Here is a 25,816-nt window from a genome sequence, read left to right on the forward strand (position 1 = left end):
TGGAGGGTTGGGTGTCCAGGGTGAAGCGAAGCGCAATCGGCGCAGCCGACGCGACGAAGGAGCGCCCTTGACGCCCAACCCGCAACCGCGAAACTCAAAGATCAGGGGCGGCCCCCACCCGTCTCCGAACCCCCCGGCACACCCCGACTACCCCTCGGCACGAACCCACACCCGAAGTCGAACCGCCACCAGCCGGGCATGAATCCCAGCCCCTCCCCGACCGTCAGCCGCTTTGCCGGGGCCGGGCCGCCCCACTCCACTCCCGCGCGCCCCGCAGGGCTCACCCACCTGCCGTCGGCAACCGGCCCCTCCCCCCAACCCGCCACCGCACCCCCCGGCCCGCCCCGACCACCCCAGGTAGCATCTGAATCGGGGAGCGCTCCGCGCTTTCCTTGGAAGGGTGGTCATGGGAGCCGGCGAGCGGAAACCAGCGGCGAAATCGGCGCCGCTGCGGCGCGACGCTCAGCGCAATCGGGAGTTGCTGATCGCCTCCGCGCGGGAGGTGTTCGCCGAGCAGGGACTCGACGCGTCGCTGGATGAGATCGCGCGTCGTGCAGGCGTCGGTAACGCCACTCTGTACCGGCACTTCCCCGACCGGGCCACCCTCATCGAGGCCGTCTTCCACCAGTCCCTCGGTGAGACACAGCGCGCCGGTGAGGAGGCGCGGCTGAGCGACGATGCCTGGGCCGGGCTCACGACGTATCTCTCGTCGATCTTCGCGGGGCTGGCCGCCGACCGTGGGGCCAACGACCTGATGACCACCGGCATACGGGGCGTGCCCTCGCTGGAAGCCCTCCATGCCGAGAACCGGGAGACCGTCGGCCTCCTCCTGGCGCGTGCCCAGCGGCAGGGGACGATGCGTCGCGACATCACCACCGAGGACCTGCTCTTCAGCCTGGCCGCGCTCGGCCGCGCCGTGCCCGCCCTGACCACCACCGCCCCGGATGCCTGGCGGCGCTACCTCGCCCTTCTCCTCGACGGACTGCGGGCGACACCCGCCGTACCGGCCGCAACCGCCGCACCGCTTCCCGCACCCCTTCCCGCACCGCCCCTCACCCTCGATGAACTCGGCAGCGTCCTGAATGACTTGGGTCCGCACCGCACCCGCTAAGGTGCCCCGGTGACAGTGACGCAGCGACGCGACGACGTAGGCCCTCCCGGCACCGACTCCGGCGAGAAGTCGACGCTGCTCGCGTTCCTGAACTACGTCCGTGAGGCAGTGGCCACCAAGGCCCAGGGCCTTGAGGACCGCCACGGGCGAACGCCTGGAGTCCCCTCCGGCACCAGCGTCTTGGGCCTGGTCAAGCACCTGACCGCAGCCGAGCTCTACTGGTTCGCCTGGGCCTTCGAGGGCGCCGACGTAGCGCATCCGGACTTCAGTATGGATCTCTCCGAAGGTGACAGCGCGGACGATCTTCTCGCCGCCTATCGCGACGCCATCGAGCGGTCCAACGAGATCATCGAGCGGTGCGACGACATGAACCGTCCGTGTGCTCGGGCAGCGGGCAAGGCAGGGGCTGTGCGATCGATGCGTTGGGTACTGGTGCACATGATCGAAGAGACGGCTCGCCACGCGGGCCACGCCGACATCCTCCGCGAACAGGCTGACGGTTCCGTCGGCAGGTGACGCGGCCCACTCCAGCGCGTCCTCACGTGAGGGCACCTCGATGACCGAGAAACCTCCGAGGACCGCCTTGGTCTCCGGGTACGGGCCGTTGGTGACGGTCCCGTCCGTGGCCACAACGCTCGCCTGCTGCCTCTCCGCCTTTCACCCTACGACGCACGCCTCCCTCAGAACCGACGCGCCTCCCGGCTTCCGAAACAGGCGCTACCGCGGAACGGACGGTGCGGACGGGGTGGCCGGTACGGACGGGGTGGCCGGAACCGACGGGGCCGGCGCCTCCGTCGCGTACTGGGCCGCCTGGATCCCGTACAGGCCGCGGAAGACCTTGGGGCCCTCGCCCCCGTCCGACAGCAGTTCCGAGAAGGTGCCGCTCTCCACGACCCGCCCCTGGTCCAGGACATGGATCAGATCCGCCGCCCGTACCGAGCCGAGCCGGTGCGTGATCAGGATGACCGTCTGGCCGGAGTCCGCGAGGCTGCGGATCTGCTCGAAGAGCTGCTGTTCGGCCTTGGCGTCGAGCGCCGAGGTGGGCTCGTCGACGATGAGGATCTGTCCGGCGCGGTAGTGCGCGCGGCCGATACCGATCCGCTGCCACTGGCCACCGGACAGTTGGTGGCCGCCCTTGTACCCCCGGGCCAGCAGCGTCTTCCAGCCGCGCGGCAGCTCGGCTATCAGCTCCTCGGCACCCGCGTACCGTACCGCCGCGTCCAGCCGCTCCCGGCTCACCGGCGCCTCGGGACGTCCGATGCTGACGTTCACCGTGGCGGTGAAGGGCCACCGGTAGAAGTCCTGGCCCACCACCGCGACCCGCGAGACCAGTTCCTGCCGGTCCGCCTCCGCCGCGTCGACCCCGTCCCACAGGATGCGGCCGGAGTCCGGCCGGTAGAGCCCGCACAACAGCTTGACCAGGGTGGACTTGCCGCTGCCGTTCTCCCCCACCAGCGCGACGATCCGGCCGGCGGGGATGGTGAGACTGGCGCCGTCGAGCGCGCGTTTGTTGTCCTTGCCCCGGTACGTGAAGACGACATCCTCGAAGGTGATCGTCTCCGGCTTCTCGGGCAGCGGCAGCCCGCCGACCGGTATCGCGCGCTCGACGGCCTCCTCGCACAGCCGGTGCAGATCCCCGACGAACAGGCTTTCCTCGTGCAGGTAGTTCACCTGGAGCACCAGATTCTCCAGGCTGGAGGAGCCGGTACGGATGGCGAGTACGGCGGTGCCGCCGACCGAGAGCGCCATCGCACCGGTCCACAGCAGCCCGCCGAGCGTGGCGTACGCGGCGCCCGCCGCCAGCCCGGTCCATCCGGCGGCGATCAGCCCCGTACGGGCGGCGAGCCGGGCGAGCCTCCGCTGCTCCGCCTCCTGAGACCGCGACATCTCGCGGAAGTGATGCAGCAGAAACGGTCCGACGTTGTGGACCCGTATCTCCGGCGCCGCGTCGGTGGAGATCAGCAGACGGCTGATCAGACTCCCGGCCCGTGAGTGCTGCACCCACACCTGGAACGAGATGTAACGGCGCCGCGCCATCGACAGGGCCGCCCAGGCGCTGGGCAGCGTCATCGCGACGAGCAGCGGGAGCAGTACGGGGTGCAGTACGGCGAGCACGCCGGCCGCCGCGATCAGCGACATCATGGCGTTGAGGACGTTCTGGCAGTACTGCACCATCCGCCGGGCCGAACCGGCTCCGTACTGGGCGCTGTCGAGGAGCTTATGGAATTCGTCGTCCTCGACCGCTTCCAGCTCGACGTTGGCGGTATGTGACAAGTACCGCTCGGTGGCGACCCGTTCGACCTTCGGTTCCAGCTGTCCCGTACCGGCGGTGGACAGGGCCCGCAGCACCGCGCCCGCCAGCGCCGTCCCGCCGGCGACGGCCAGCGCCGGGCCCGCGTGGGTGAGCCGCTCGGCGGTGGTGCCCTCGCCCAGGAGATGTCCGAGGACGCGGTTCACGGCGATCAGCCCGATCGCCTGACTGACCCCCCGGCCGATCTCCGCGCAGGTCACCAGGCGCAGGGCCGCCCTGTCCGCTTCCCACGCCAAGCGGGCCGTCGTACCCACCAGCCGGGGCAGCCGCGTGACCATGGACCGTAAGTTGAGCTGGAGGAAGGCGTCGTCATGCTTGTTCCAGCCCATGTCGTACCGCAGCGGACCGCCGAACAGCGTCTCCTCGGACTCGGACGACTCCACTCGCTCCGTCTCGCTGGGGACCTCACTGGGGACCTCTCTGGGTACCTCACTGGTGGTACGGGGTTTCCGTCGCGATGCCATGGATGTTCGATGCCCAGGCCGAAGGGCGCTCACGGCAACTCGCCCGGCGTGAACGGAGCACACCCGGCGCACTCCCCCGGCCGAGCGCCGTCTGCCGGGACCCGGCGAGGAGCGGTGCGTCCGGGCCGTCTCCGTACCGCTGTCAGTCCTCGGCGAGCTCGCCCCGCACCACGACCACCGGGCATGTCGCGTGCTGTGTGACATGCAGGCTCACCGACCCGAGCAGGGCCGCCTTGAAGCCGCTGTATCCACGGTCGCCGACCACCAGGAGCGAGGCACCCTCCGCGCTGTCCAGCAGGACCTGCGCGGCGGGGCCGGCGACGACGCGGCGTTCGACCACGGCCGCGACGTCCGCGTCCAGCGTCTTGTCCAGCGCCTCGTCCAGGATCTGCCAGGCCAGCTGCTCCGGGTCGAACTCCGACGGCATGCCGGGCAGCATGGCCGCCCAGCCGGTGGCCGGATACTCCCAGCCGATCACCGCGCCCACCTCGTCGCCGGTCAGCTTCGCCTGCCGTACGGCCCAGCGCAGCGCCTTCAGTGAGGGCTCCGAGCCGTCGACGCCGACCACGATGGTGCCGCTCATGACGTTCCTCCTGCTGATTGATTTTCCGCTGTTGTCCTGATTTTCCCTCTGGGACAAACCTACTTAAGGTTCGCGAGGAGCTGCTCGAAGGGCACCACGTCGTCCACGTCGTCCGCCTCGCCCACGTCGTCCGCCTCGTCCATCCCGTCCGGGCCATCGCCCTCGTACACCCCCGTCACCCCCGTCGCGCCGGTCACGGGCAGCAGCCCGCGCAGCAGCCGGGCGAACTCGCCACCGGCGCGGTCGATCCGGGCAGGCAGCCCGCCCGCGTACGCGTCGGCGCCCGCGCCCCAGTCGTCGGTCGCCGCGAAGACGGCCGTCGGCAGGGTGAGCGCGTGGAGATACGAGAAGAGCGGGCGCATCGCGTGCTCCACCACGAGCGAGTGGCGCGCGGTGCCGCCGGTGGCGGCGAGCAGTACGGGCGTTCCGGTGAGCGCGTCCGGCTCGATCAGATCGAAGAACGACTTGAACAGTCCGCTGTACGAGCCGGCGAAGACCGGGCTCACGACAATGAGCCCGTCCGCCCCGGTCACCGCATCGAGCGCCGCGCTCAGCGCGGTCGCCGGGAAGCCGGTGACCAGGTGGTTCGCGATCTCGACGGCGAGATCGCGCAGTTCGACGATCTCGACCTCGGCCTTCCGGTCCTCGGCGGCCAGTTCACGGCTGGTCGCCTCCGCCAGCCGGTCCGCCAGCAGCCTGGTGGAGGACGGCTTGCTCAGCCCGGCCGATACGGCGACGAGCCGCAAGGGCCCGCTGCCGCCCGTACGCGTCGCGGTGCCCGTACGCGTCGCGGTGCCCGTACGCGTCGCGGTGCCCGTACTCGCAGCCGGGCCCGTGCCCGTGCCCGTACGCACCGCCGTGCCCTTGCCCGTACGCTCCATCGTCAGACCTCCTCCTTCACCGACATGACGGCGGCCGGGTGCACAGGACCGTCCGGGACCCCGGCCGGCCGCAGGGCCGCGAACTCCTTGCGCAGGACGGGTACGACCTCCTCGCCCAGCAGATCCAGCTGCTCAAGCACCGTCTTCAGCGGCAGCCCCGCGTGGTCCATCAGGAACAGCTGGCGCTGGTAGTCGCCGAAGGCGTCACGGAAGGCCAGGGTCTTCTCGATGACCTCCTGCGGGCTGCCCACGACCAGCGGCGTCTGCTCCGTGAAGTCCTCCAGGGAGGGCCCGTGCCCGTAGACCGGCGCGTTGTCGAAGTACGGGCGGAACTCCCGTACCGCGTCCTGCGAGTTCTTCCGGATGAACGCCTGACCGCCCAGGCCGACGATGGCCTGTTCCGGGGTGCCGTGCCCGTAGTGCGCGTACCGCTTCCGGTAGAGCCGGATCAGCTTCTGGAAGTGCTCCTTGGGCCAGAAGATGTTGTTCGCGAAGAAGCCGTCTCCGTAGTAGGCGGCCTGCTCGGCGATCTCGGGGGAACGGATCGAGCCGTGCCAGACGAACGGCGGGGTGCCGTCCAGCGGCCGGGGCGTCGAGGTGAAGCCCTGGAGCGGCGTACGGAACTTGCCTTCCCAGTCGACGACATCCTCGCGCCACAACCTGTGCAGCAGGGCGTACTTCTCGATGGCGAGCGGGATGCCCTGGCGGATGTCCTCACCGAACCACGGATAGACGGGCCCGGTGTTGCCGCGCCCCATCATCAGATCGACGCGCCCGTCGGCCAGATGCTGGAGCATCGCGAAGTCCTCCGCGATCTTCACCGGGTCGTTGGTGGTGATCAGCGTGGTGGACGTCGACAGGATCAGCCGCTCGGTGGTGGCCGCGATATAGCCGAGCATCGTGGTGGGTGACGAGGGGACGAAGGGCGGGTTGTGGTGCTCGCCGGTGGCGAAGACATCCAGCCCGACCTCCTCGGCCTTCCGCGCGATGGCGACCATCGCCTTGATCCGCTCGTGCTCGGTCGGCGTACGTCCGGTGGTCGGGTCGGGCGTGACATCGCCGACGGTGAAGATCCCGAACTGCATCGCGCTCACCTCTCGCCTTTCTCAGAGTCGCGTTCGTATTAGTTGAAGCTTCAACCGAAGTCTACAACGGCACACCACCGCCCCCTATTCCGCCCCCGGAACTCCGCCCCCGGACAGACGTGTGCCCGCACCGGCCGCTCGACCGCCGATACGGGCACACGATGAACAGGCTCAACTACCCGGAGTCATATCTCGGGCGGCCTCTTCGAGGGGGTGGGGTCATCCGGCTGCTTTTCTACGTCGGCGAGCACGCCCACGCCCACGCCCCGAAAGGAATCCGCTCAGCCGGTGAAGACCGTGGCTCGTGCCCGCCCTCGCCTCTGCCTCTGCCCCCGCCCCCACGGCTGCCTCTGCCTCCGCCTCCGCGTCCGTCGCGGCGTGGTGTGCGCCGGGGGCGGTGGGGGCGCCGGGGGCGGTGGGTTTCGTGGCCTCGGTTCGGGTGGCGCGGTTCTGGGGCTCCCACAGGGAGCGGCCGAAGCTGTAAGTGGCGATGCGATTCCTGTGCTGCCCGTTCACCAGGTGGATCACCATGACGCCCACGACGATCAGGCCCAGGATCACCACGACACTGATCCAGTTGCTCATGTTGCCCTCGCCTCCTCCCGGCATGAGCGGGGATTCGCGGCTTTTCCAGCGTACTGCGGAAGATGGCCGGCCCCTGGCCGGCACCTGCCCGGCCCCTGCCCGGCCCCTGGCCGGTACCTCGGTATTCCCGTGGTGGTCCTCCCCCTGGGACGATGAACACCGAGGTACCGGCCGGGGGGAGTGCAGATGGCAGAGGTATTCATTCGGCGCCTGAGCCGGTGGCAGGCCGAACAGCAGCGGGAAGCCCTCGCCGATGTCCACGTCGAGGCGTATCCGCGTGCCCATGGCGAGGAATCCCGCGACCGCCATGAGTTCCTGGCCACCTTCGCCGAGGACATGCAGCGGCCCGGCTTCGACATGGTGGTGGCGAGTGGCGGAAACAAGCCGGCGGCGTACGCGTACGGGTTCGTCCTGGACCGGGCCGGGGAGTGGTGGCGCGCGCTGAGCGGCGAGCTGCCGTGGGACTACGACATCGAGGAGTTGACCGTCTCGGGGCAGGTCTTCGCCCTCGCCGGGCTGATGGTCCTGCCGGCGCACCGGCGGGGCGGGGTGGCCACGCGGCTGGTCGAGCAGTTGCTGATCCGGACGGACGCGGCGCTGGTGGCCGCGCGGGTCGACCCGGCGAACGAGGCCGCCGTGGGGGCGCTGCGGTCCTGGGGCTGGACGAGGCTGGGGGCGGTCGCGCGGCCTGACATCTCACCGGATGTGCCGTCGGAGGTCTCGTCGGAGGTCTCGTCGGACGGGGTGGCCGCGACCGTGCCGTTCACCGCGGTGCCTGTGGTCGGTTCCGGCACGGTTACGGACATCTGGAGCCGCGCGCTGACGTCGTGACCGAGCCGGATCGTTATGGAAGGTTAACGCAAGACACATTCTGGACACATCTAAGCTTTCTAGCCTCGCGGGATGTCCCGCCATCGTTCCGCGCGCAAGAGCCGCGGCTCCAGAGCCCGCGGTTCCCTACGGAGCCGGGCCGCGTTCCCCATACTCGCGGCCGTGGCCGCCGTCGTACTCCTGGCCGTCTGGGTGGCCATGGACCTCCCGCCGCTGTCCGGCGGCGACTCGGACGCCAAAGCGCGGTCCGGTGATCCGGGGTGGTCCGCGACACCCGCCACCCCGGCCTCCCCTTCTCCTTCCTCCTCCACCACCCCCACGCCCTCGCCCTCGCCCTCGCCCTCCGCCGATCCGGATCACGTGCTCTCCGAGCAGCTCGCCCCGATCCTGAACGCCACGACGGCCTCCCTCTCCGTGGCCGTGCTCGACGTCGGGGGCGGGGACAGCGCGGACTACGGCGTACAGGCCGGGAAGACGTACGACACGGCCAGCATCGTGAAGGTCGACATCCTGGCGGCCCTGCTGCTGAAGGCGCAGGACCAGGGCCGGGTGCTCACCGCGCAGGAGAAGAAGTACGCGACCTCGATGATCCAGGTGAGCGACAACGCCTCGGCGGACGCCCTGTGGCTGGCGATCGGCGGGGCGGACGGTCTGGACGCGGCGAACAAGCGGCTCGGTCTGACGGCGACGTCCGGCGGCAGCGGGCCGCTGTGGGGCCTTACGCAGTCGACCGCGGCGGACCAACTCGCGCTCCTCTCCGCCGTGTTCGGCGACGACTCCGATTCCCCGCTGGGCTCGCGCTCGCGGACGTACATCCAGGGCCTGATGAACGGGGTTTCGGCGGACCAGGACTGGGGAGTGTCGGCCGCCGGCTCGGTGACGGGGCTGAAGAACGGATGGCTCCAGCGGACCGCGACCAAGCTGTGGGACATCAACAGCATCGGTCGGATCGTGGCGGACGGGCACGGTTATCTGGTGGCCGTGCTGTCGAGCGGCAACGCCAGCAAGGAGGCCGGGATCTCGCTGGTGGAGAAGGCGGCGAGGACGGCAGTGGCTGCGGCGGTATCGGTGGCGGTTTCGGTATCGGTATCGGCCTCCGGTGATCCCACGTAGGCCGGACGGTCGTGGCGGACAGATCAGTGACTGACAGCTCAGTGGCCGACAGATCAGTGGCGGACGGATCAGTGGCGGACAGATCGTGAGGGCTGCTTTCACGGCTCGCCCGGGGTGTCAAGGCACCCTTGCACGCCTACAGGAATCTATTAGGTTAGGCTCACCTAAGTCTTCGCCCTGTTCTGTCGTAGTGCTCGACCGTTCAGCCCGATCCGGGGGGACCATGCCGTCCGTGCCGCCCTCACCCTCACCCCCCACCCCCGAGGACACACTTCCGCGCGATGTCCTGATCGACCGGATACGCGCGGGCGACTTGATCGTTTTCCCTTACGAGGGCTCCTACGGATGGGAGTTCGCCGTGCACTCCTTCCTCGGCCGCCCCGTCGCCGAGCACCATCTGCTCTGAGCCCGCCGTCTCTCTCTGTGTGTGTCTTTCTGTGTGTGTCTTTCTCCACTCCTACTCCGGAGCCGTGACATGACCGTGCCCCCCGTCACCCTGCCCACAAGTGGGCGGCCCGCCCCCGCCGCCACCGCGGACGGCATCCTGCGGCGTCAGCGCGCCAGGGAGTCGTCGGCCCGCACCTACGCCCGGTCGTTCCCGATCGTCCCGGCCCGCGCCAAGGGCATGACGATCGAGGGGACGGACGGCCGCCGTTACCTCGACTGTCTCTCCGGCGCGGGGACCCTCGCACTCGGCCACAACCACCCCGTGGTGCTGGAGGCCATCCAGCGCACGGTGGAGAGCGGGGCGCCGCTGCACGTCCTCGACCTGGCGACCCCGGAGAAGGACGACTTCACCGACGCGCTCTTCGCCACCCTGCCGAAAGCCTTCGCGGACCGCGCCAGGATCCACTTCTGCGGGCCCGCCGGTACGGACGCCGTCGAGGCGGCGCTGAAGCTGACACAGACCGCGACCGGCCGGCGCGGGGTGCTCGCCTTCACCGGCGCGTACCACGGCATGACCGCGGGCGCGCTGTCGGCGACCGGCAGTGTCGCGGTCAGGGAGCGGGTCGCGGGCGGCGCGGCCGAGGTGACGCGGCTGCCGTATCCGTACTCGTACCGCTGCCCGTTCGGGGTCGGCGGCGCGCGTGGCGCCGAACTGGCCGCCACGTATACGGAACGGCTGCTGGACGATCCGTCGGGCGGTGTCGTACCGCCCGCGGCGATGATCCTCGAAGCGGTGCAGGGCGAGGGCGGCGCGGTGCCCGCGCCGGACGGCTGGCTGCGGGAGATGCGGCGGATCACCGGCGAGCGGAGCATCCCGCTGATCGTGGACGAGGTGCAGACGGGTGTAGGACGCACGGGCGCGTTCTGGGCGGTCGAGCACAGTGGGATCGTCCCGGACGTGATGGTCATGTCGAAGGCGATCGGGGGGAGTCTGCCGCTGGCCGTGATCGTGTACGACCAGGACTACGACGGCTGGCTGCCCGGCGCTCATACGGGAACGTTCCGGGGCAACACCCTGGCCATGGCGACGGGCGCGGCGACACTGCGGTACGTGGCCGCCGAGGGGCTGGCCGAGCGCGCGGCGGTCGTCGGTGCCCGGCTGACCGCGCGGCTTGAGAGGCTGCGTTCCGCACTGCCGTTGATCGGTGACGTCCGGGGCCGCGGGCTGATGATCGGGGTCGAGATCGTCGACCCGGAGGGGGAGTCGGACTCGTGCGGCGCCCATCCGGTCGCCCCTGAGGTGGCGGAGCGGGTGCGGTCGGCCTGCCTCGACCGCGGGCTGATCGTCGAACTGGGCGGGCGTTTCGGCTCGACCGTCCGGCTTCTCCCGCCGCTCGTCATCACGGACGAGCAGACGGAAGCGGTTCTGGAGCGGCTGACGGACGCGATCGCGCACGTGTCGGAGCAGCAGCGGGGACGGCACTCATGAGGGCGGATACGGGGACGGCAGCAGGTGCCGCGGTGGGCATGGCAGCAGGTGCCGCGACCGGTGTTGCGGTGAGCGCGGGCCTCGTGGCTCAGGCGTCACCCCAGTCGGCACCGGAGTCGGCACCACCAGAACCGACACCAGAACCGACACCCGAGCCGACACCGGAGTCGGTACCGGAGTCGGCACCGGAGTCGGCTCGCGTGACACGCCAGGACCACGGAGCCCGCGGCACCGCGCTGTCCGGCGGGACCGGCGGCGCCGACGCCCTGGCGCCGCTCGTGGACACGGTGATGGACGCCCTCGCCCGGGGCGCCCGGCGGCGCGGTGGCCCCATCGCGCCCGGTCGGCCCGGGGATGTCGCGGCCATGGTCGGCGAGGTGTTCGGCGGTCCGGCCGCCGTCACCGGTGCCGAGGCGCTCGACCGGCTCACCGAACTCCTCGCGCACGGCAGCGCCGACCCGGCGGACGCCTCCTGCGCCGCCCATCTGCACTGCCCGCCCCTCGCCATCGCCGTCGCCGCCGACCTGGCGGTCTCGGCCCTCAACCCGTCCCAGGACTCCTGGGACCAGGCCCCCGCCGCCACCGCTCTGGAGTCCCTGCTGCTCCAGGAGTTGGCGGCCCTGGTCGGGTACGAGCCCGAGCGAGCCGCCGGGGTGCTCACCTCAGGTGGTACGGAGTCCAATCTGATGGGCCTGATGCTGGCCAGGGACCGGGTACTCGGCGCGGCGTCCGGCCGGCAGATCGAGCTGACGGGGGTGCCAGGCGCCGGCACGGACCGGGCGCCCCGGCCCCGAATCCTCGCCTCCGCCGCCGCGCACTTCTCCGTACAGCGCGCCGCCGCCCTGCTCGGGCTCGGGGAGGACGCGGTGCTGCCCGTCCCGGTCGACCGGCAACTCCGTATGGATACGGAGGCGTTGGCGGCCGTCCTGGAAGGCTGCGCCGAGCGCGGGGAGCTGCCGGTCGCGATCGTCGCCACCGCCGGTACGACCGACACCGGCTCCATCGACCCGCTGCGCGCGTGCGCGGCGCTCGCCGCCGAGCACGGCGCCTGGCTGCATGTGGACGCCGCGTACGGGGGCGGCGCCCTGCTCTCGGACCGGCTCGCGCCGCTCCTGGACGGTCTCGGACTCGCCGATTCCGTCTCGCTCGACTGGCACAAGCTGGGCTGGCAGCCGGCCGCGGCGGGCGTCTTCCTGGTGCGGCGGTCGGAGACGTACGCCTCGCTCGCGCGCCGGGCCGTCTATCTCAATCCGGCCGACGACGAGGAGGCCGGTTACCCGAGCCTGCTCGGACTCTCGCTGCGTACGACACGCCGGGCAGACGCCTTCAAGATCGCGGTCACCCTGCGGACGCTTGGCAGGGAGGGGCTGGGCCGGCTCGTCGACGCCTGCCGTGATCTGGCCGTATCGGGAGCGCGGGCGGTCGCGGACCATCCACGGCTGGAGCTGCACTCCGAACCGGTGCTGACGGCCTTCCTGTTCCGCTATCTGCCGGAGCGCCCGGCTGCTTCGGCGAACGCTCCGGCCGAGTTCGAGGCACACTGCGACGCGGTCAACGCCGCCCTGCGCCGCAGGCTCCTGCGCGAGGGCAGCGCCGTCGTCGGCCGTACGGAACTCCCGGGCGAGGGGCCCGGGCGCGTACGGCTCAAGCTCACGCTGCTCAACCCGCACACCACCGCCGCCGAGGTGGAACGGCTGCTGGGCGCCGTCGTGGCGGCGGGGCGTGCGGAGGAGGAGGAAGAGGCGGAGGAAGAAGGGGAGGAGGAAGAGGCGCGGTGACCTTACGGACGACAGCCGAACCCTCCGTACGGACCCCGCACCCGCCGGGCGTCGACGTCACGCCGAAACTGTCCCTCGGTACGCGGATCTCCAACTCCCGTCGCGGCAACCACACTCAGTGCGTCCACATCGACCTTCCCCATCCCCTCGCGGAGGCCAAGCGGTGACGACCGAAGACATACACGCGCGCGAGCATGACCATGAGAACCAGCACGAGAACCAGCACGAGAACCAGCACCAGCACCGGCACCAGCGCGGCCCCGAGTACAAGACGTACGAGGTGGACAAGACCTACGAGGTCGACGAGACGTATGAGGTCGGCGAGACCTACGAGGCCTATGACCTGGTCGGCGTCGGCATCGGGCCGTTCAATCTCTCGTTGGCCGCTCTCTCCGACGGCGCTCCGGGGCTCCGTACGCTCTTCCTCGACGCCAAGCCCGCCTTCTCCTGGCACCCAGGGCTGCTGATGGAGGGAACGATCCTCCAAGTGCCCTTCCTCGCCGACCTGGTGACGATGGCCGACCCGACCAGCCCCTGGTCGTACCTCAACTATCTGCGGGAACACGACCGGATGTTCCCGTTCTTCTTCTCCGAGCGCTTCCACATACCGCGCCGCGAGTACGACCACTACTGCCGCTGGGTCGCCGAAAGCCTGCCCTCCTGCCGCTTCGACGCGCGCGTCACGGAGGTGGAGTGGGACGAACGCGACGAGGTGTTCGCCGTCACCCACCGCGCGGCCGACGGCGCGGTCTCGCGCGTACGGGCCCGGCAGATCGTGCTGGGTGTCGGTACGAACCCGGTCGTCCCCGAGCCGCTGCGCCCCCTGCTCACCCCCGCGCACGCGGGGCGCGTGCTGCACAGCTCCGACTACCGCACCCACCGGGCGCGGCTGGCCGGTCTCGCCGATGTCACAGTCCTCGGGGCGGGCCAGTCCGGCGCCGAGGTCGCCCTCGATCTCCTGCGCCACCAGGACGGTTCAGGCGAGGGCGGCCCGTACGTCCGCTGGCTGGCCCGTACCCCCGCCTTCGCGCCGATGGAGTACTCCAAGATCGGCCTTGAGCACTTCACGCCCGACTACATCCGGTACTTCCGCGCCCTGCCCGAGGAGCGGCGTGAGCGGCTCGTACGCGAGCAGTGGCAGCTGTACAAGGGCGTGAGCGAGGAGACGCTCGGCGAGATCCACGACGAGCTGTACGAGCGGACCATCGGCGGTACGGAGCCGCGCGCGGCTCTGCACCCGGGGGTCACCCTCGTCGCGGCGGAGCCCGAGCGCGGCGGCGATGGCGATGGCGGCTATGGCGGCGGTTACCTGCTGACCTGCCGGCATCTGGAGCAGGACGCGCTGTTCGAGGTGCGTACGTCGGCGATCGTGGCGGCCACCGGATACGCGGCGGCACGCCCGGCCTTCCTGGACGCCATGGCGAAGCTGGTGGACTGGGACGAGCAGGGCCGCTACCGGATCGACGGGGCCTACCGGGTCGCGCTCGACGCGAGCGTGTCCGGCGCGCTGTACGTGCAGAACGCGGAGCTGCACACGCACGGCATCGGGGCTCCTGATCTCACGCTCGGCGCCTGGCGGGCGGCGACGATCCTCAACGCGGTCGCGGGGCGAGAGGTGCTGCGGGTGCCGGAGCGTGCCGCGTGGACGACGTTCGGGGCGCCCGGCACCGGCAGGGGTCAGCGCACTTAGCGCGCGGTGGCGAAGCTCTTCTCCATCGCGTCCAGCACCTGGCCCGCACCGGTGTATCCGATGCCGAGCATCCACAGGTTGTCGTCGACCTTGAAGGCCATGTCCTGCTTCACCGCGTCCAGGTTCTTCCACAGGGGGCCGCCGACGGTGTCGGTCTCCTTGGCCTTCTTCGCGTCGCCGTACGTGGAGTAGAAGATGACGTCGGCGTCGGCCTTGTCGATCTGCTCGGGGCTGACGTCGACCGAGAAGCCGGTGGTGTCCTGGTTGGCGGGCCGGCCGACCTGGAGGTCCTTGAAGAGGGAGCCGACGAAGGTGTCGTTCAGGTAGAGCCGGGTGTCCGCGCCCTCCACGAAGCGTACGAAGCCGACCTTGGTCCGCTTCGCCTTCGCGGCGCCGCCCAGTGCGTCGGTCAGCCGCTTGACGTGCGCGTCGTAGTCGGAGACGACCTTCTTCGCCTCGTTCTTCCTGCCGAGGGCGTCCGCGTGCAGCTCGAAGTTCTCGCGCCAGGCCGGCCCGGTGGTGTCGGAGAAGACGGTCGGGGCGATCGCCGAGAGGGACGCGTAGTTCTTCTCGTCGCGGACCTTGCTGCTCAGGATCAGGTCCGGCTTGAGCGCGGCGATGGCTTCGAGGTTCGCCCCGGCGATCAGCCCGACGGGCTGGATGCCCTTGAGCTTGTCCTCGGGGAGGTACGTGGAGAAGGGGGCCTTGTCGACGACCGTGGTGGCGCCGACCGGCGTGACGCCGAGCGTGACGGCCGAGTCGAGCGCGTCCGTGTCCAGCACGACAACCCGCTTCGGCGCGTCACTGACCTTCACGTCACCCATGACCGTCTTGACGGTGTGCGTACCGGCACCGCCGTCGGCGGCCGTGCCCCCCTTGTCGGCGGCCTGGTCGTCGCCGCCGCACCCGGCGAGCGCGACGGCGAGCGCGGTGGCGGCGGCGGCCACGGTGATACGGCGGCGAGCGAAGGTTCTGGACACGGTGGGGAGGCCTCCCTGACAACAGGCCGGACCCATCCGACCTAAGTAAGGCAAACCTAATCTTTGCCCCGCCCGGGCAACAAGTCGTACGGGCGACAGGTCGTACGGGGCGACAGGTCGTACGGGCGACGCGTCACGGTCGGATCAAAGGTGCGACGCGTCGCGAAAAGAGCGACGGTTAGAAGCGACCGTTGGGGCAGCACGCGAGTTCGAACGGAGAACGCGATGAGCGGCACGGACGGCACGAGCGGCACCGGTAAAACCCATGACCATGGCTATGACTTTGACGTGATCGTCCTCGGCGGCGGCGCCCCGGGCGAGCACGCCGCCGGTGCGCTCGCCGAGGGCGGCCTGCGCGTCGCCGTCGTGGAGCGCGACCTGGCCGGCGGCGAGTGCACTTACTGGGCGTGCATTCCCTCGAAGACGCTGCTGCGCCCCGGCGAGGCGGTGCAGGGCGCGCGTGACGCGGCGGGAAGCGCCGAGGTCCAGGTCAAGGCGGCCCTGGCCTGGCGTGACTACATGGTTTCCGACTACTCCGACGCCGGAGCCGCGCGGTGGCTGGCGGACAACGGGATCGCTCTGCTGCGGGGTCGCGGGCGCCTGGCGGGCACCGGGGTGGTGGAGGTCGACGGCGTGCGGTACACGGCCGAGCACGTCGTGCTGGCGAACGGCGCCGATCCCGTCGTACCGCCGCTTCCCGGCCTGCGGGAGCTCGACGGGGTCTGGAGCACGCGCGAGGCGACCGGCATGAAGGCGGTGCCCGCACGGCTGCTCGTACTCGGCGGTGGGCCGGCCGGGGTCGAACTGGCGCAGGTGGTACGTCGCTTCGGCGGCGAGGTCGTTCTCGTCGAGGCCTCCGCGCAGCTGCTCGCACGCGAGCCCGCGCCGCTGGGCGAGGCGCTCGGCAAGGCCCTGCGCCGCGACGGGATCGAGCTCGTACTCGGCGTGCACGCGACCGAGGCGCGCCGTGCCGGCGAGGACTACGTGCTGGAGCTGGAGGACGGCCGCGAGGTGCGCGGCGACCGTCTGCTCATCGCGACCGGCCGCCGCCCGCGCGTCGAGGGGATCGGGCTGGAGACCGTCGGTATCACCGGGGCCGGCCGGGGAATCCCGGTCGACGCGCGCATGAGGGCGGGCGAGCGGTTGTGGGCGATCGGCGATGTCACCGGCATCTGGCCGCTGACCCACGTCGGTGAGTACCAGGGCGAGGTCGTCGCCGCGAACATCCTCGGCGAACCCCGCGAGGCCCATTACGACGCGGTCCCGCGCGTCACGTACACCGATCCGCAGGCGGCGTCGGTGGGCGCGACCGAGGCCCGGTTCAGCGCCACCGCGCCGCTGTCGGGGGTCGCCAAGACGGCTACGTACACGCACGCCTACGCCGAATCGAACGGCTTTCTGACGCTGCTCAGCGATGGTGACGTGCTGACCGGCGCCTACGGGCTCGGTCCCGAGGCCGGGGAGTGGATGCAGCAGGCCACGCTGGCGATCCGCGCCCGCGTGCCGCTCAATGTGCTGCGCGACACGATCCAGCCGTTCCCCAGCTTCTCGGAGATCCATGCCGCCGCGCTGAAGGCGCTCGGAGCCGAGATCAGGGGGACGAGGCAGCCGGTCGAGGCGTGATCGCGACGGCCACGTCGAAGGTCGGGGTCGAGGAGGAATGCGGAGGACCGGCAGAGGACCGGCAGAGGACCGGCGGATCGGAGGAGTCATCATGAGTACCGCGGCATCTGTCTCTCTCAGCCACCGCGAACCGGCCCTGCTCGGGCAGACCGTTGTCGTCATCGGCGGGAGCGCCGGCATCGGGCTCGCGACGGCCAGGCACGCGCACGCCGAGGGTGCCGGGGTGATTCTGACCGGCCGGGACCCCGAACGGCTGCGGGGCGCGGCGGCGGATGTCGACGCACTCAGCACCGCCGTCTTCGACGCGAACGACCCGGCGCGGCTGAAGCGGTTCTTCCATGGGCTGCCGCAACAGATCGACCATGTGATGGTCACGGCCGGACATCCGTCCTACGGGCGGCTCCTCGACATGGACTGGGAGCAGGCGCGCCGTGCGATGAGCGAACACATGCTGCTGCCGCTGGAAGTCGCGCGCAACGCCGTCGGCAGGGTACGACCCGGCGGCACGCTGCTGCACATGGGCGGCACCGGCGGCCGGCGGATCCGTCCGGGCCTCGGCATCGCGCCGGCGGTCAGCGGCGCGTTGTCCGCGCTCACCGCGAGCCTCGCGCTGGAACTCGCGCCGGTCCGCGTCAACCTCATCGCGGCCGGCTTCGTCGACACACCGCTGTCAGCGGGGCTCCTGGGCGAAGGACTCGACGCCCGTCGCGAGGAGCTGCGGACCACGCTCCCGATCGGCCGTGTGGTCGGACCGGCCGATGTCGCGGCGCTCGCCGTCCACATCATGACCAACACGGCGGTTACCGGGGCGACCTACGACATCGATGGCGGGCAGCAATTCGTCGGCTGAGGTTGGCTGGGGTTGGCGGGGATTGGCTGCGGATGGCTGGGGTTGGCTGCGGTTGGCGGGGATGGCCGGGGATGGCCGGGGATGGCCGGGGCCTGCTGAACCCGGCCGGGAACACCGGACGCGGCCTGTCCGTCTATGCCTATGCCAGTGAGGTGGAGTGATCGAGTGAGGTGGAGCCCGCTATGACCACAGCCCGGGACCTGATGATCACCGCCTTGGACGTGGCGCCCAGTCCACCCCCTGTGGCCGGTGAGCTGTCGCTCGCGCTGGCGGGAGCCGAGCTGATCGACCTTCTGGCGGCCGAGGCCATCAGGCTGGAGGGCGACCGGATCGTCCCCGGCCACCGGCCGGACATCGCTGACCGTCCGCTGGAACAGGCCGCGGAGTCACTCGCCCGAGAAGCACCGTACGAGCCGGTCGCCGACTGGCTGTGGCGCAGAGGCCGCGGCCTGGCCGCGGCTTATCTGGCCGCGCTTGAGTCGGAAGGGCAACTCACCCGACAGCGGCGCCGCGGGCTGCCTTTCCGTACCGGCCGGACGGTGCTGGCCGATTCGCCCGATCGCCGGCTGGCGGGGGAACGCTGGGCATCGAACGAGCCGGTCCTCGCCGCTCTCGCTACGGCCGTCGGGATCCGCGAGAAGAACGACGAGGAGGCGGCAGGAGAAGCCCCGGACACTCCGGACGGAGAAGCCCCGGACACTCCGGACGACGCGGTCGAGACCGTACTCGTCGCGGTCAATGAGGCGTTGCTGGAGCTGGAGGCCGTACGGCAGCGGCGGTCCATTGAGCAGGCTGCTTTCGACAACATCTGGCGAGGCTACTGACCGTCCGCTCGGAGACATCTCGACGACGGGACTGACAGGGCACCACGCCCCTCAGCCCCGGCGGGCTCGGTGGATGGTGAGGATGAGCGCGGCGGACGCGGCGACGATCAGCCCCACGAACCCCGGGTGAATGTCTTTGGACAGACTCTCCGCGCCGTCGGGCCGCGTGAGCCATACGACGAGCGGAATGGCGAACGTGACGGCGACAAGCGACGCCGCCCGGCGCACCGCCCGGTCGGGGGCGCCGCGAAGAGCGCCGACCAGCGCGATCGTGACCGGGACGATCGCGAGCAGGGCGAACTGGCCGAGAACCATGAGGGGAACCGCCCAGGCGGAGATGGTCACCGGCAGGGAAGTACGCCGGCCGGCGTGGACGGGTGACTCGGATGAGAGTGACTCGGATGTGGCTGTCATGGCATTCCCTCTCGTGTGGGCTCGTGTGGGCTCGTGTGGGTGAGCGCACGGCTGCGAACCCGCGCCGTGTTATCGATCGAGCTAGATGATTTGGCGTTCGCTAGAAGTTCTAACTCACGAGACAAGGGGACGTCAATAGCTTCCGTGATAGCCTCTAACTAAATCTTGATGATGTAGTCGCGCAGGTGTCGTCGCGCAGATGTGGAAGGTGGCAGGCCATGGCAGAAGCAGGCCCAAGGACCCCGCGCGAGCGCTACCGCGGCCAGGTGCGCGCGGAGATCAAGGAACGCGCGTGGGAGCAGATCGCCACGGCGGGCGCGTCGGCGCTCTCGCTCAACGCGATCGCCAAGCGGATGGGCATGAGCGGACCCGCGCTCTACCGGTATTACGCCGGCCGCGATGAGCTGATCACCGAACTCATCAGGGACGCGTACCGAAGCCTCGCCGACACCTTCCGCGCGGCCCACGAGTCCGGCGCCGATGTGGCAGGGCTGGCGCACACCCTCCGCACGTGGGCGCTGGCCGACCCCCACCGGTACTTCCTGATCTACGGCACACCCGTCCCGGGCTACGAGGCGCCCGACGACACCACCGCCATCTCGTCCGAGATCATGACGACCTTGCTCGACGCCTTCACGGCGCTGCCCTCGGACCGCCCCACGACACCGTTCGCCACGCACCTCGAAGACCACCGGCAGTGGGCGGCCGACCACCCCGCCTCACCCGAGACCCTCCACCGGGCCCTGACCTTCTGGACCCGGCTGCACGGCGCCCTGTCCCTCGAACTCGCGGGCCAATTCACCGGGATGGGGTTCGATCCCGCACTGCTCTACGCGGCGGAACTGAAGGACCTGACCGCCGGGTGAGACGGTCTGAACCTCCGTCTGAGCCTCCGTCTGAACCTCTCCGTCTGCGCCGTGCGGCACAGGCCGTGCGGCACAGACGGAGATGGGGAGCTGGGGAGATCGAAGGAGAAGCTCAGCAGCCCTTGGCGGTGAGGGTGACCGGCTTGGGATACACCGGCTCCCACCCGCCGACGACGCCACTGCTGGACGACTTCATGTCGATGTTGTCCAGGGTGAGGGCGTAGATCCCGTTCCCCCGGCACCGGTAGGGGCCCCAGGTGGTCCTGTCACCCTTGTGGGTCGCCGCAGTCGCCTTGCCCCAGCGCTCCTTCCACCGCTGGACCCCGTCCTTCTTCATCGACAGGTCGCCTGTCCACTTGCACGATCCCTGATCGCTCCAGGCGAGGAGCGTCTTGTGCCGGCACTCCGACTTCACGGAGACGGCCGGAGACATCCCCTCGCGGCCCTCGGAGGAGGAGTACGTCTTCTCCTTGGTGAAGCAGATGGTCAGCCTTCCCGAGAAGGAGCCGTCCTTGGAGTAGCCGGTGGTCGACTCACAGCCGCTGGGCGGCTCCGGATCGGCGGCGCCGGCGGTGGAGGGGATGACGGAGAGAGCCAGAGCGCTCAGGAGTGCTCCGGCGATGCGCGGTCGGGTCATGTCCCGTCAACGAGCGGCGACCCGATTCGATGATCACCACGACGGGTGATCCAAGGTTGGACGTCCGGGCCATGGGGTCAGGACCGAGGGTCCACTCCCGGCCGATGGCCCACGCTGGGGGGCCATTTTCTTCCCAGGAAGATCGTGACTCTCCCGTTCGTGCGGTGGGCCTGGCACCGTGGAGGGTGTGAAGGGTGCGAACAATGACAATCGTCGTGAATTGGCCGCGTTCCTGCGGGCCCGCCGCGGCGAGGTCTCCCCTCGGCAGGCCGGGCTGGCCGCGCAGGAGCAGTCCCGGAAGGTAGCGGGGCTGCGGCGGGAGGAGGTGGCGGGCCGGGCCGGGATCAGCGTGGACTACTACACCCGCCTGGAGCAGGGCCGGCTGCCCACCCCCTCCGCGAGTGTCCTGGACGGGCTCGCCCACGCACTGCTGCTCGACGACGACCAGCGGGACTACCTGCGGCGGCTGGCCGATCTCGCCCCGGCCGGGCGCCGCCGGCGTACCCGGCCGCAGGTGGTGCCGGGGCCGGTACGGGCCGTGCTCGCCGATCTGGGCACCACGCCCGCCGTGGTCCTGGGCCGGTTCACGGACATCCTGGCCTGGAACCCTCTCGCGGCCGAGCTGCTGTGTGATTTCGGCGCCGTCCCCGAAGAGCGGCGCAACTTTCTCTGGCTGACGTTCCTCGACCCGGGCGTGCGCGAGCGGCTTCCGGACTGGCATCTGTCGGCGGGTGAATGCGTGGCCTATCTGCGGATGGACGCCGGCCGCCACCCGAGCGATCCCCGTCTCAATGAACTGGTGGAGGAGCTCAGCACCGCGGACTCGGAGTTCCAGCACTGGTGGGCCACCCACCGGGTGACGGGCAGGAGTTTCGGCAGCAAGCGGATCCTGCATCCGATGGCCGGCGAGATCCGGCTGGACTGGCAGGTCCTCACCATCGCCCAGGAACGCGACCAGTTCCTCGTGGTCATGCCCGCCTCCGACGAGGAGAGCAGGCAGCGGCTCATCGCCCTGAGCACACCGTAAGAACGCGCCACACCGTAGGAGCGCGCCACACCGTAGGAACGCGCACGGCACGACCATGCGCCACACCTTTTGAAGGAGGCCGAGGCGCGGGGACCCCCGAAATGAGCGGGGTCCGGCGCCTCACCAGCCCATGACCACCACACTGATCACCGGAGCCACCCGCGGACTCGGTCTGGAGACCGCCCGCCAGCTCGCCGGGGCCGGGCACACCGTCTACCTCGGCGCACGCGACCTGAAGCAAGGCCAGGAAGCCGCGAAGCCCATCGGCGCCCACGCGATACAACTCGACGTCACCGACGAGGAATCAGTCCAGGCCGCAGCGAAACACGTACGCGCGGAAGCCGGAACACTCGACGTCCTCATCAACAACGCCGGCATCTCCGGCACCTGGAACCCACCCGCCGAGATCACCGCCGCCGACATGGAGAGCGTCTACGCGACCAACGTCTTCGGCCTCGTCCGCGTCACCCACGCCTTCCTGCCACTCCTGGACACCAGCAGCAACCCCGTCATCGTGAACGTCAGCAGCAGCGGCGGCTCCCTCACCCGTTGCAGCGACCCCACCAGCCTCGAAGCGACCTTCCCGATGGTGGCCTACTGCTCGTCCAAGAGCGCCGTCAACATGATCACCGTCCAGTACGCCAACGCCTTCCCGCAGATGCGGATCAACGCGGTCCACCCAGGAAGCATCGCCACCGATTTCAATCCGCGCGGCACCCAGAGCGCCGAAGAGTGCGCCGAATTCATCGTCCGCATGGCCGACGCCGGTACCAATGGCCCCACCGGCCCCGCCACCCCCACCGGCACCTTCCTCGAAGCCGACGGCCCTGTCCCGTGGTGAGACCGGCCGACCACTGACCGGCCGACCACTGACTGGCAGACCACTGACCGGCCGACCACTGACCGGCAGACCACGTCCGGGGCTCCATCACACCGCGCGAAGTCCCGCGCGTCCCCGGCCGGGGCGGGGCTCTCTCACCACCAACAACACATCCGGAAGGAGGCGGAGGCACCCGTGGCCCCTCAAGACATGGGGTCCGGCGTCTTCACCAGCTCATGACCACCACACTGATCACCGGAGCCACCCGCGGACTCGGTCTGGAGACCGCCCGCCAGCTCGCCGGGGCCGGGCATACCGTCTACCTCGGCGCACGCGACCTGAAGCAAGGCCAGGAAGCCGCGAAGCCCATCGGCGCCCACGCGATACAACTCGACGTCACCGACGAGGAATCAGTCCAGGCCGCAGCGAAACACGTACGCGCGGAAGCCGGAACGCTCGACGTCCTCATCAACAACGCCGGCATCTCCGGCGCCTGGAAGCTGGCCGGCGAGTACACCGCCGCCGATATGGAGACGGTCTACGCGACCAACGTCTTCGGCATCGTCCGCGTCACCCACGCCTTCCTGCCACTCCTGGACACCAGCAGCAACCCCGTCATCGTGAACGTCAGCAGCACCGGCGGCTCCCTCGCCCGCAACACCGACCCCACCAGCATGGAGTCCAAGGTGCCCATGCTGACCTACGCCTCCTCCAAGAGCGCGGTCAACATGGTCACCGTCCAGTACGCCGTCGCCTACCCCAACATGCGGATCAACGCGGTCAACCCCGGGCTCACCGCCACCGATTTCACCAAGATCACCAGCCCGGGAGCCACCCCCATCGATTTCAACGAGTACGGCATCCAGAGCGCCGAGGACGCCGCCAAGATCATCGTCCGCCTGGCCACCACCGGCCCCGACGGCCCCACCGCGGGCTTCTTCGAAGCCGCCGGCCCCGCCCCTTGGTGACACCACCCCACCACTGTTCCGGGGGCCGGTTGGCGACTGGAGGTGGGTGGGCCCTGCGGGGCGACGCGGGAGTGGAGTGGGGTGGCCTGGCACCGGCAAAGCGGCTGACGGTCGGGGAGGGGCTGGGATTCATGCCCGGCTGGTGGGGGTTCGACTTCGGGTGTGGGTGAGGACCGAGGGGTAGTCGGGGTGGGCCGGGGTCGGTCATGGCGGGTGGGGGCCGCCCCTAGGTTTCAGTTTCGCGGTTCCGGGTCGGGCGTCAAGGGCGAGGGGTCCCCGGGAAAGCACCCATGTGCGGAGGGTCCATTCCCGGCCTCGGGCCGGTGGGTGGTCTGCGCAGCAGTCGAATGGGGCGGCCCGGCACCGGCTCAGCGACCTAGCGTGGGTGGGTGGTTGGGACTCATGCCCCGCTGGTGACAGTCCATTGACGGGTGCACCTGTCGACTGGGGCGGACGGACCCGCCACCCACCCCCTATGTCCCAGTTTGGCGGACCATTCCGGGGCCCGCAGGCAGGTGATGCGTCCTGAGTTCGGTTAAGTCGTCCCCACGACACATCACCTCCTCCGACTGGCCCACTCGGCGCCTCCTGAGTCACAGCCACCCCACCACCCACACACCGTCACCAGCGGGGCATGAGTCCCGGCCTCCCACATGCAGTCAGTCGCTTTGCCGGGGCCGGGCCGCCCCACTCCGTGGGCCGGCAACCGGCCGCCGGAGCCTAGAGGTGGAAGGTTGTGGTGGTGTCGAGGGCGGCCCGGCCGGTTGTGATGTGGTTGACCGGCGCGGCCTCGTCGGCGTAGCCGAAGGAGATCCCCACGAGCAGCTTGCCGCTGTCCAGGCCGAGTTCGTCGCGAACCGTGTCGGCGTAGAAGCTCAGTAGTCCCTGCGGGCAGCTGTCCAGGCCGTACGCGGTCATCGCCAGCAGCAGTGTCTGGGCGTAGATGCCGACATCCGCGGCCAGGCGTGCCCCGGCGTCTCCGGTGACGAAGAGGAACGCGACGTGCGGGGCGCCGTAGAAGCGAAGGCTCTCGGCGTCGTAGGCGGCGCGGGCCGCGTGGTCGTTCTGGCCGATACCCAGCGCACCGTAGAGCTCGGCGCCGAACGCGGCACGGCGGCGCTGGTGCTCGGTGGAGTACATGTCCTCGCGGTAAGGGAAGTCGACCGTGGTGCGCCGCGCGGCGTGCGCCGTCCGCAGTGCGTCGGCGAGCCGGTGTCGCATTGCCCCGCTCACCACCTCGACCCGCCAGGGCTGCGTATTGGAGTTGGACGGCGCGGCGCCCGCGAGTGCGAAGACCGCGCGCAGGATCTCCTCGGGCACCGGGTCGGGCCGGAAGGCGCGGGTCGCGCGGCGGCCACGGATCAGCGTCTCCGCGTAATCGCTCATCTCGGTCGGGCTCACGGTGGTACTCCTCAGAACGGCCTAGGTAAACAGAATCGTTTACCTAAGTCGTGACCATAACCGGAGTCCAGGCCAAAGTAAACGCATGCGTATACTTAGCTCATGGATGCGACGACCACGAAGACTCAGCGCCGGGGGCGCGGCGCACGTGAACGGATCCTGGGGGCAGCCGCCCTGCTGTTCGCCGGCCAGGGGATCAACGCGACCGGTATGGAGCAGATCGCCGAGGCGGCACCGGTGTCCAAGCGCACCCTCTACGCGCACTTCCCCGCCAAGAGCGACCTGGTGATGGCCCACCTGCGGGAGCTGACCACCTCCGGACAGACCCTGGAAAGCGTGCTCACCCGCGAGGACCTCGATCCCCGGGAGCGGATTCTCCGGCTGTTCGATCTCCCCGCACCGCACATGTCCCCGGTTCGCGGGTGCCCGTTCATCGACGCCGCGGTCGAGTTCCCCGATCCGCGGAGCGCGATCCACGCGTACGCGCGCGAGCAGAAGACGCTGATGGCCCAGCTCGTCACCGAGCTGGCGGCGGAGCTGGGCGCCACCGAACCCGCCGCGCTCGCCGAACAGTTGGTCACACTCGCCGACGGCGCGGCCAGCCGTGCGATGGTGCTGGATCAGCCCGACTACGGCCGGCACGCGCGTGCCGCCGCGGAGATCCTGCTCTGCCGGGCTCTCGCGCCGGCCGGCCCTTAAGCCGCCGTCCGCCGGACTTGGTAGTTCCAGCGTGCGAGCGACCGGACGACGGTCTCGGCACCGATGGGGTTGGCGCTGTGAACAAAGACCGTTCCGATGTGGAAGGGCCGTCCGTTGAAGGCGGCTTCTTCCATAAGGGTCACCACAGGCATGATGCTGTCGTCGCCGCCGAGATCGTGGTCAAGCCAGAGTTCGTCAATGAAGCTGTCACGGTGTTCTTGAAGGAGCTGGATACCTTCGCGGCTGGTGCGGGCGACCCGCGTGGCCCTGGGCAGCGGCCGGAGATCGTCAATGCCGAGGATGACGGGCGTCGGTGCGACCAGGTCCTTTTTCACCTGATCATCATCACAGTGGAGCGACCGTACGAACGGATGGGGGCCGCTCCACGTCGGCCGGCCG

27 protein-coding genes and 1 pseudogene are annotated in these 25,816 nt (G+C 70.1%); 17 read left to right on the top strand and 11 right to left on the bottom strand.

What is annotated here, in order from left to right:
- Nucleotides 1–406: 406 nt before the first annotated feature.
- Together AB0M67_RS36045 and AB0M67_RS36050 are read left to right on the top strand one after the other, a co-directional pair.
- Complete coding sequence (locus AB0M67_RS36045) at nt 407–1,111, top strand: helix-turn-helix domain-containing protein (RefSeq protein WP_365751823.1); 705 nt, start codon at nt 407–409, stop codon at nt 1,109–1,111.
- Nucleotides 1,112–1,120: 9 nt separating this feature from the next.
- Nucleotides 1,121–1,627: a DinB family protein gene (locus AB0M67_RS36050; RefSeq protein ID WP_365751824.1), complete on the top strand. Its 507-nt coding sequence runs from the start codon at nt 1,121–1,123 to the stop codon at nt 1,625–1,627.
- On the opposite strand, the pseudogene AB0M67_RS36055 reads toward AB0M67_RS36050, so the two are convergent.
- From AB0M67_RS36055 to AB0M67_RS36080, 6 genes and pseudogenes are all read right to left on the bottom strand, one after another.
- Nucleotides 1,628–1,762, bottom strand: a pseudogene (locus AB0M67_RS36055) (YciI family protein); the annotation flags it as partial. It lies immediately after the preceding gene.
- Between the two features lie 66 nt (nt 1,763–1,828).
- Nucleotides 1,829–3,751, bottom strand: coding sequence for an ABC transporter ATP-binding protein (locus tag AB0M67_RS36060; RefSeq protein ID WP_365751897.1), 1,923 nt, complete (start codon nt 3,749–3,751; stop codon nt 1,829–1,831).
- 277 nt (nt 3,752–4,028) lie between these two features.
- Complete coding sequence (locus tag AB0M67_RS36065) at nt 4,029–4,469, bottom strand: universal stress protein (RefSeq protein WP_365751825.1); 441 nt, start codon at nt 4,467–4,469, stop codon at nt 4,029–4,031.
- A 59-nt stretch (nt 4,470–4,528) separates the two neighbouring features.
- Entirely contained in the window at nt 4,529–5,350 is an 822-nt protein-coding gene (locus tag AB0M67_RS36070) for an FMN reductase (RefSeq protein ID WP_365751826.1), read from the bottom strand.
- A gap of 2 nt (nt 5,351–5,352) precedes the next feature.
- Nucleotides 5,353–6,435, bottom strand: coding sequence for an LLM class flavin-dependent oxidoreductase (locus AB0M67_RS36075; RefSeq protein ID WP_365751827.1), 1,083 nt, complete (start codon nt 6,433–6,435; stop codon nt 5,353–5,355).
- Between the two features lie 219 nt (nt 6,436–6,654).
- Nucleotides 6,655–7,020 carry a hypothetical protein gene (locus AB0M67_RS36080; protein WP_365751828.1) on the bottom strand — a complete coding sequence of 122 codons (366 nt, stop codon included), beginning with the start codon at nt 7,018–7,020 and terminating at the stop codon, nt 6,655–6,657.
- A gap of 186 nt (nt 7,021–7,206) precedes the next feature.
- Between AB0M67_RS36080 and AB0M67_RS36085 the strand changes: the two genes are divergently transcribed.
- From AB0M67_RS36085 to AB0M67_RS36115, 7 genes are all read left to right on the top strand, one after another.
- Entirely contained in the window at nt 7,207–7,851 is a 645-nt protein-coding gene (locus tag AB0M67_RS36085) for a GNAT family N-acetyltransferase (RefSeq protein WP_365751829.1), read from the top strand.
- Nucleotides 7,852–7,923: 72 nt separating this feature from the next.
- A complete protein-coding gene (locus AB0M67_RS36090; RefSeq protein ID WP_365751830.1) occupies nt 7,924–8,964 on the top strand; it encodes a hypothetical protein in 1,041 nt (346 codons plus the stop codon).
- A gap of 232 nt (nt 8,965–9,196) precedes the next feature.
- Nucleotides 9,197–9,370 (top strand): hypothetical protein, encoded by a 174-nt coding sequence (locus AB0M67_RS36095; protein WP_365751831.1) that lies wholly within the window; start codon nt 9,197–9,199, stop codon nt 9,368–9,370.
- A 69-nt stretch (nt 9,371–9,439) separates the two neighbouring features.
- Complete coding sequence (locus AB0M67_RS36100) at nt 9,440–10,840, top strand: diaminobutyrate--2-oxoglutarate transaminase (RefSeq protein WP_365751832.1); 1,401 nt, start codon at nt 9,440–9,442, stop codon at nt 10,838–10,840.
- A gap of 200 nt (nt 10,841–11,040) precedes the next feature.
- Complete coding sequence (locus AB0M67_RS36105) at nt 11,041–12,618, top strand: pyridoxal-dependent decarboxylase (RefSeq protein WP_365751833.1); 1,578 nt, start codon at nt 11,041–11,043, stop codon at nt 12,616–12,618.
- Entirely contained in the window at nt 12,615–12,785 is a 171-nt protein-coding gene (locus tag AB0M67_RS36110; protein WP_365751834.1) for a hypothetical protein, read from the top strand. The genes AB0M67_RS36105 and AB0M67_RS36110 overlap by 4 nt, the downstream gene beginning before the upstream one ends.
- Nucleotides 12,782–14,308 (top strand): SidA/IucD/PvdA family monooxygenase, encoded by a 1,527-nt coding sequence (locus AB0M67_RS36115; RefSeq protein ID WP_365751835.1) that lies wholly within the window; start codon nt 12,782–12,784, stop codon nt 14,306–14,308. The genes AB0M67_RS36110 and AB0M67_RS36115 overlap by 4 nt, the downstream gene beginning before the upstream one ends.
- Here AB0M67_RS36115 and AB0M67_RS36120 read toward each other — a convergent pair.
- Nucleotides 14,305–15,288: an iron-siderophore ABC transporter substrate-binding protein gene (locus AB0M67_RS36120; protein ID WP_365751837.1), complete on the bottom strand. Its 984-nt coding sequence runs from the start codon at nt 15,286–15,288 to the stop codon at nt 14,305–14,307. The genes AB0M67_RS36115 and AB0M67_RS36120 overlap by 4 nt on opposite strands.
- 225 nt (nt 15,289–15,513) lie before the next feature.
- Between AB0M67_RS36120 and AB0M67_RS36125 the strand changes: the two genes are divergently transcribed.
- The 3 genes from AB0M67_RS36125 (at nt 15,514) to AB0M67_RS36135 (ending at nt 18,585) form a co-directional block, all read left to right on the top strand.
- The gene (locus AB0M67_RS36125; protein ID WP_365751838.1) at nt 15,514–16,911 is read left to right on the top strand and encodes an NAD(P)/FAD-dependent oxidoreductase; all 1,398 of its coding nucleotides are present in this window, start codon (nt 15,514–15,516) and stop codon (nt 16,909–16,911) included.
- A 91-nt stretch (nt 16,912–17,002) separates the two neighbouring features.
- Nucleotides 17,003–17,761 (top strand): SDR family oxidoreductase, encoded by a 759-nt coding sequence (locus tag AB0M67_RS36130; RefSeq protein WP_365751839.1) that lies wholly within the window; start codon nt 17,003–17,005, stop codon nt 17,759–17,761.
- Between the two features lie 182 nt (nt 17,762–17,943).
- The gene (locus AB0M67_RS36135; RefSeq protein WP_365751840.1) at nt 17,944–18,585 is read left to right on the top strand and encodes a GPP34 family phosphoprotein; all 642 of its coding nucleotides are present in this window, start codon (nt 17,944–17,946) and stop codon (nt 18,583–18,585) included.
- 51 nt (nt 18,586–18,636) lie between these two features.
- Here the strand turns inward: AB0M67_RS36135 and AB0M67_RS36140 are convergent, their stop codons facing one another.
- Nucleotides 18,637–18,999 carry a hypothetical protein gene (locus AB0M67_RS36140; protein ID WP_365751841.1) on the bottom strand — a complete coding sequence of 121 codons (363 nt, stop codon included), beginning with the start codon at nt 18,997–18,999 and terminating at the stop codon, nt 18,637–18,639.
- A gap of 218 nt (nt 19,000–19,217) precedes the next feature.
- Between AB0M67_RS36140 and AB0M67_RS36145 the strand changes: the two genes are divergently transcribed.
- Entirely contained in the window at nt 19,218–19,865 is a 648-nt protein-coding gene (locus tag AB0M67_RS36145) for a TetR/AcrR family transcriptional regulator (RefSeq protein ID WP_365751842.1), read from the top strand.
- Nucleotides 19,866–19,977: 112 nt separating this feature from the next.
- Here the strand turns inward: AB0M67_RS36145 and AB0M67_RS36150 are convergent, their stop codons facing one another.
- Entirely contained in the window at nt 19,978–20,502 is a 525-nt protein-coding gene (locus AB0M67_RS36150; RefSeq protein WP_365751843.1) for a hypothetical protein, read from the bottom strand.
- Between the two features lie 187 nt (nt 20,503–20,689).
- Here AB0M67_RS36150 and AB0M67_RS36155 point away from each other — a divergent pair, with 187 nt between their 5' ends.
- From AB0M67_RS36155 to AB0M67_RS36165, 3 genes are all read left to right on the top strand, one after another.
- Nucleotides 20,690–21,529, top strand: a complete 840-nt coding sequence (locus AB0M67_RS36155) for a helix-turn-helix transcriptional regulator (protein WP_365751844.1) — start codon at nt 20,690–20,692, stop codon at nt 21,527–21,529.
- A 130-nt stretch (nt 21,530–21,659) separates the two neighbouring features.
- Nucleotides 21,660–22,370 carry an SDR family NAD(P)-dependent oxidoreductase gene (locus AB0M67_RS36160; RefSeq protein ID WP_365751845.1) on the top strand — a complete coding sequence of 237 codons (711 nt, stop codon included), beginning with the start codon at nt 21,660–21,662 and terminating at the stop codon, nt 22,368–22,370.
- Nucleotides 22,371–22,585: 215 nt separating this feature from the next.
- Nucleotides 22,586–23,317 (top strand): SDR family NAD(P)-dependent oxidoreductase, encoded by a 732-nt coding sequence (locus AB0M67_RS36165; protein ID WP_365751846.1) that lies wholly within the window; start codon nt 22,586–22,588, stop codon nt 23,315–23,317.
- Between the two features lie 720 nt (nt 23,318–24,037).
- Here the strand turns inward: AB0M67_RS36165 and AB0M67_RS36170 are convergent.
- Entirely contained in the window at nt 24,038–24,703 is a 666-nt protein-coding gene (locus AB0M67_RS36170; RefSeq protein WP_365751898.1) for a nitroreductase, read from the bottom strand.
- A gap of 117 nt (nt 24,704–24,820) precedes the next feature.
- On the opposite strand from AB0M67_RS36170, the gene AB0M67_RS36175 reads away from it, so the two are divergent.
- Nucleotides 24,821–25,417 carry a TetR family transcriptional regulator gene (locus tag AB0M67_RS36175; protein WP_365751847.1) on the top strand — a complete coding sequence of 199 codons (597 nt, stop codon included), beginning with the start codon at nt 24,821–24,823 and terminating at the stop codon, nt 25,415–25,417.
- Here the strand turns inward: AB0M67_RS36175 and AB0M67_RS36180 are convergent.
- Nucleotides 25,414–25,752, bottom strand: coding sequence for a cyclic-phosphate processing receiver domain-containing protein (locus AB0M67_RS36180; protein ID WP_365751848.1), 339 nt, complete (start codon nt 25,750–25,752; stop codon nt 25,414–25,416). The two genes, AB0M67_RS36175 and AB0M67_RS36180, sit on opposite strands and share 4 nt — an antisense overlap.
- Between the last annotated feature and the right edge of the window lie 64 nt (nt 25,753–25,816).

This window comes from Streptomyces sp. NPDC051662 (assembly GCF_040681655.1).
Lineage (GTDB): Bacteria > Actinomycetota > Actinomycetes > Streptomycetales > Streptomycetaceae > Streptomyces.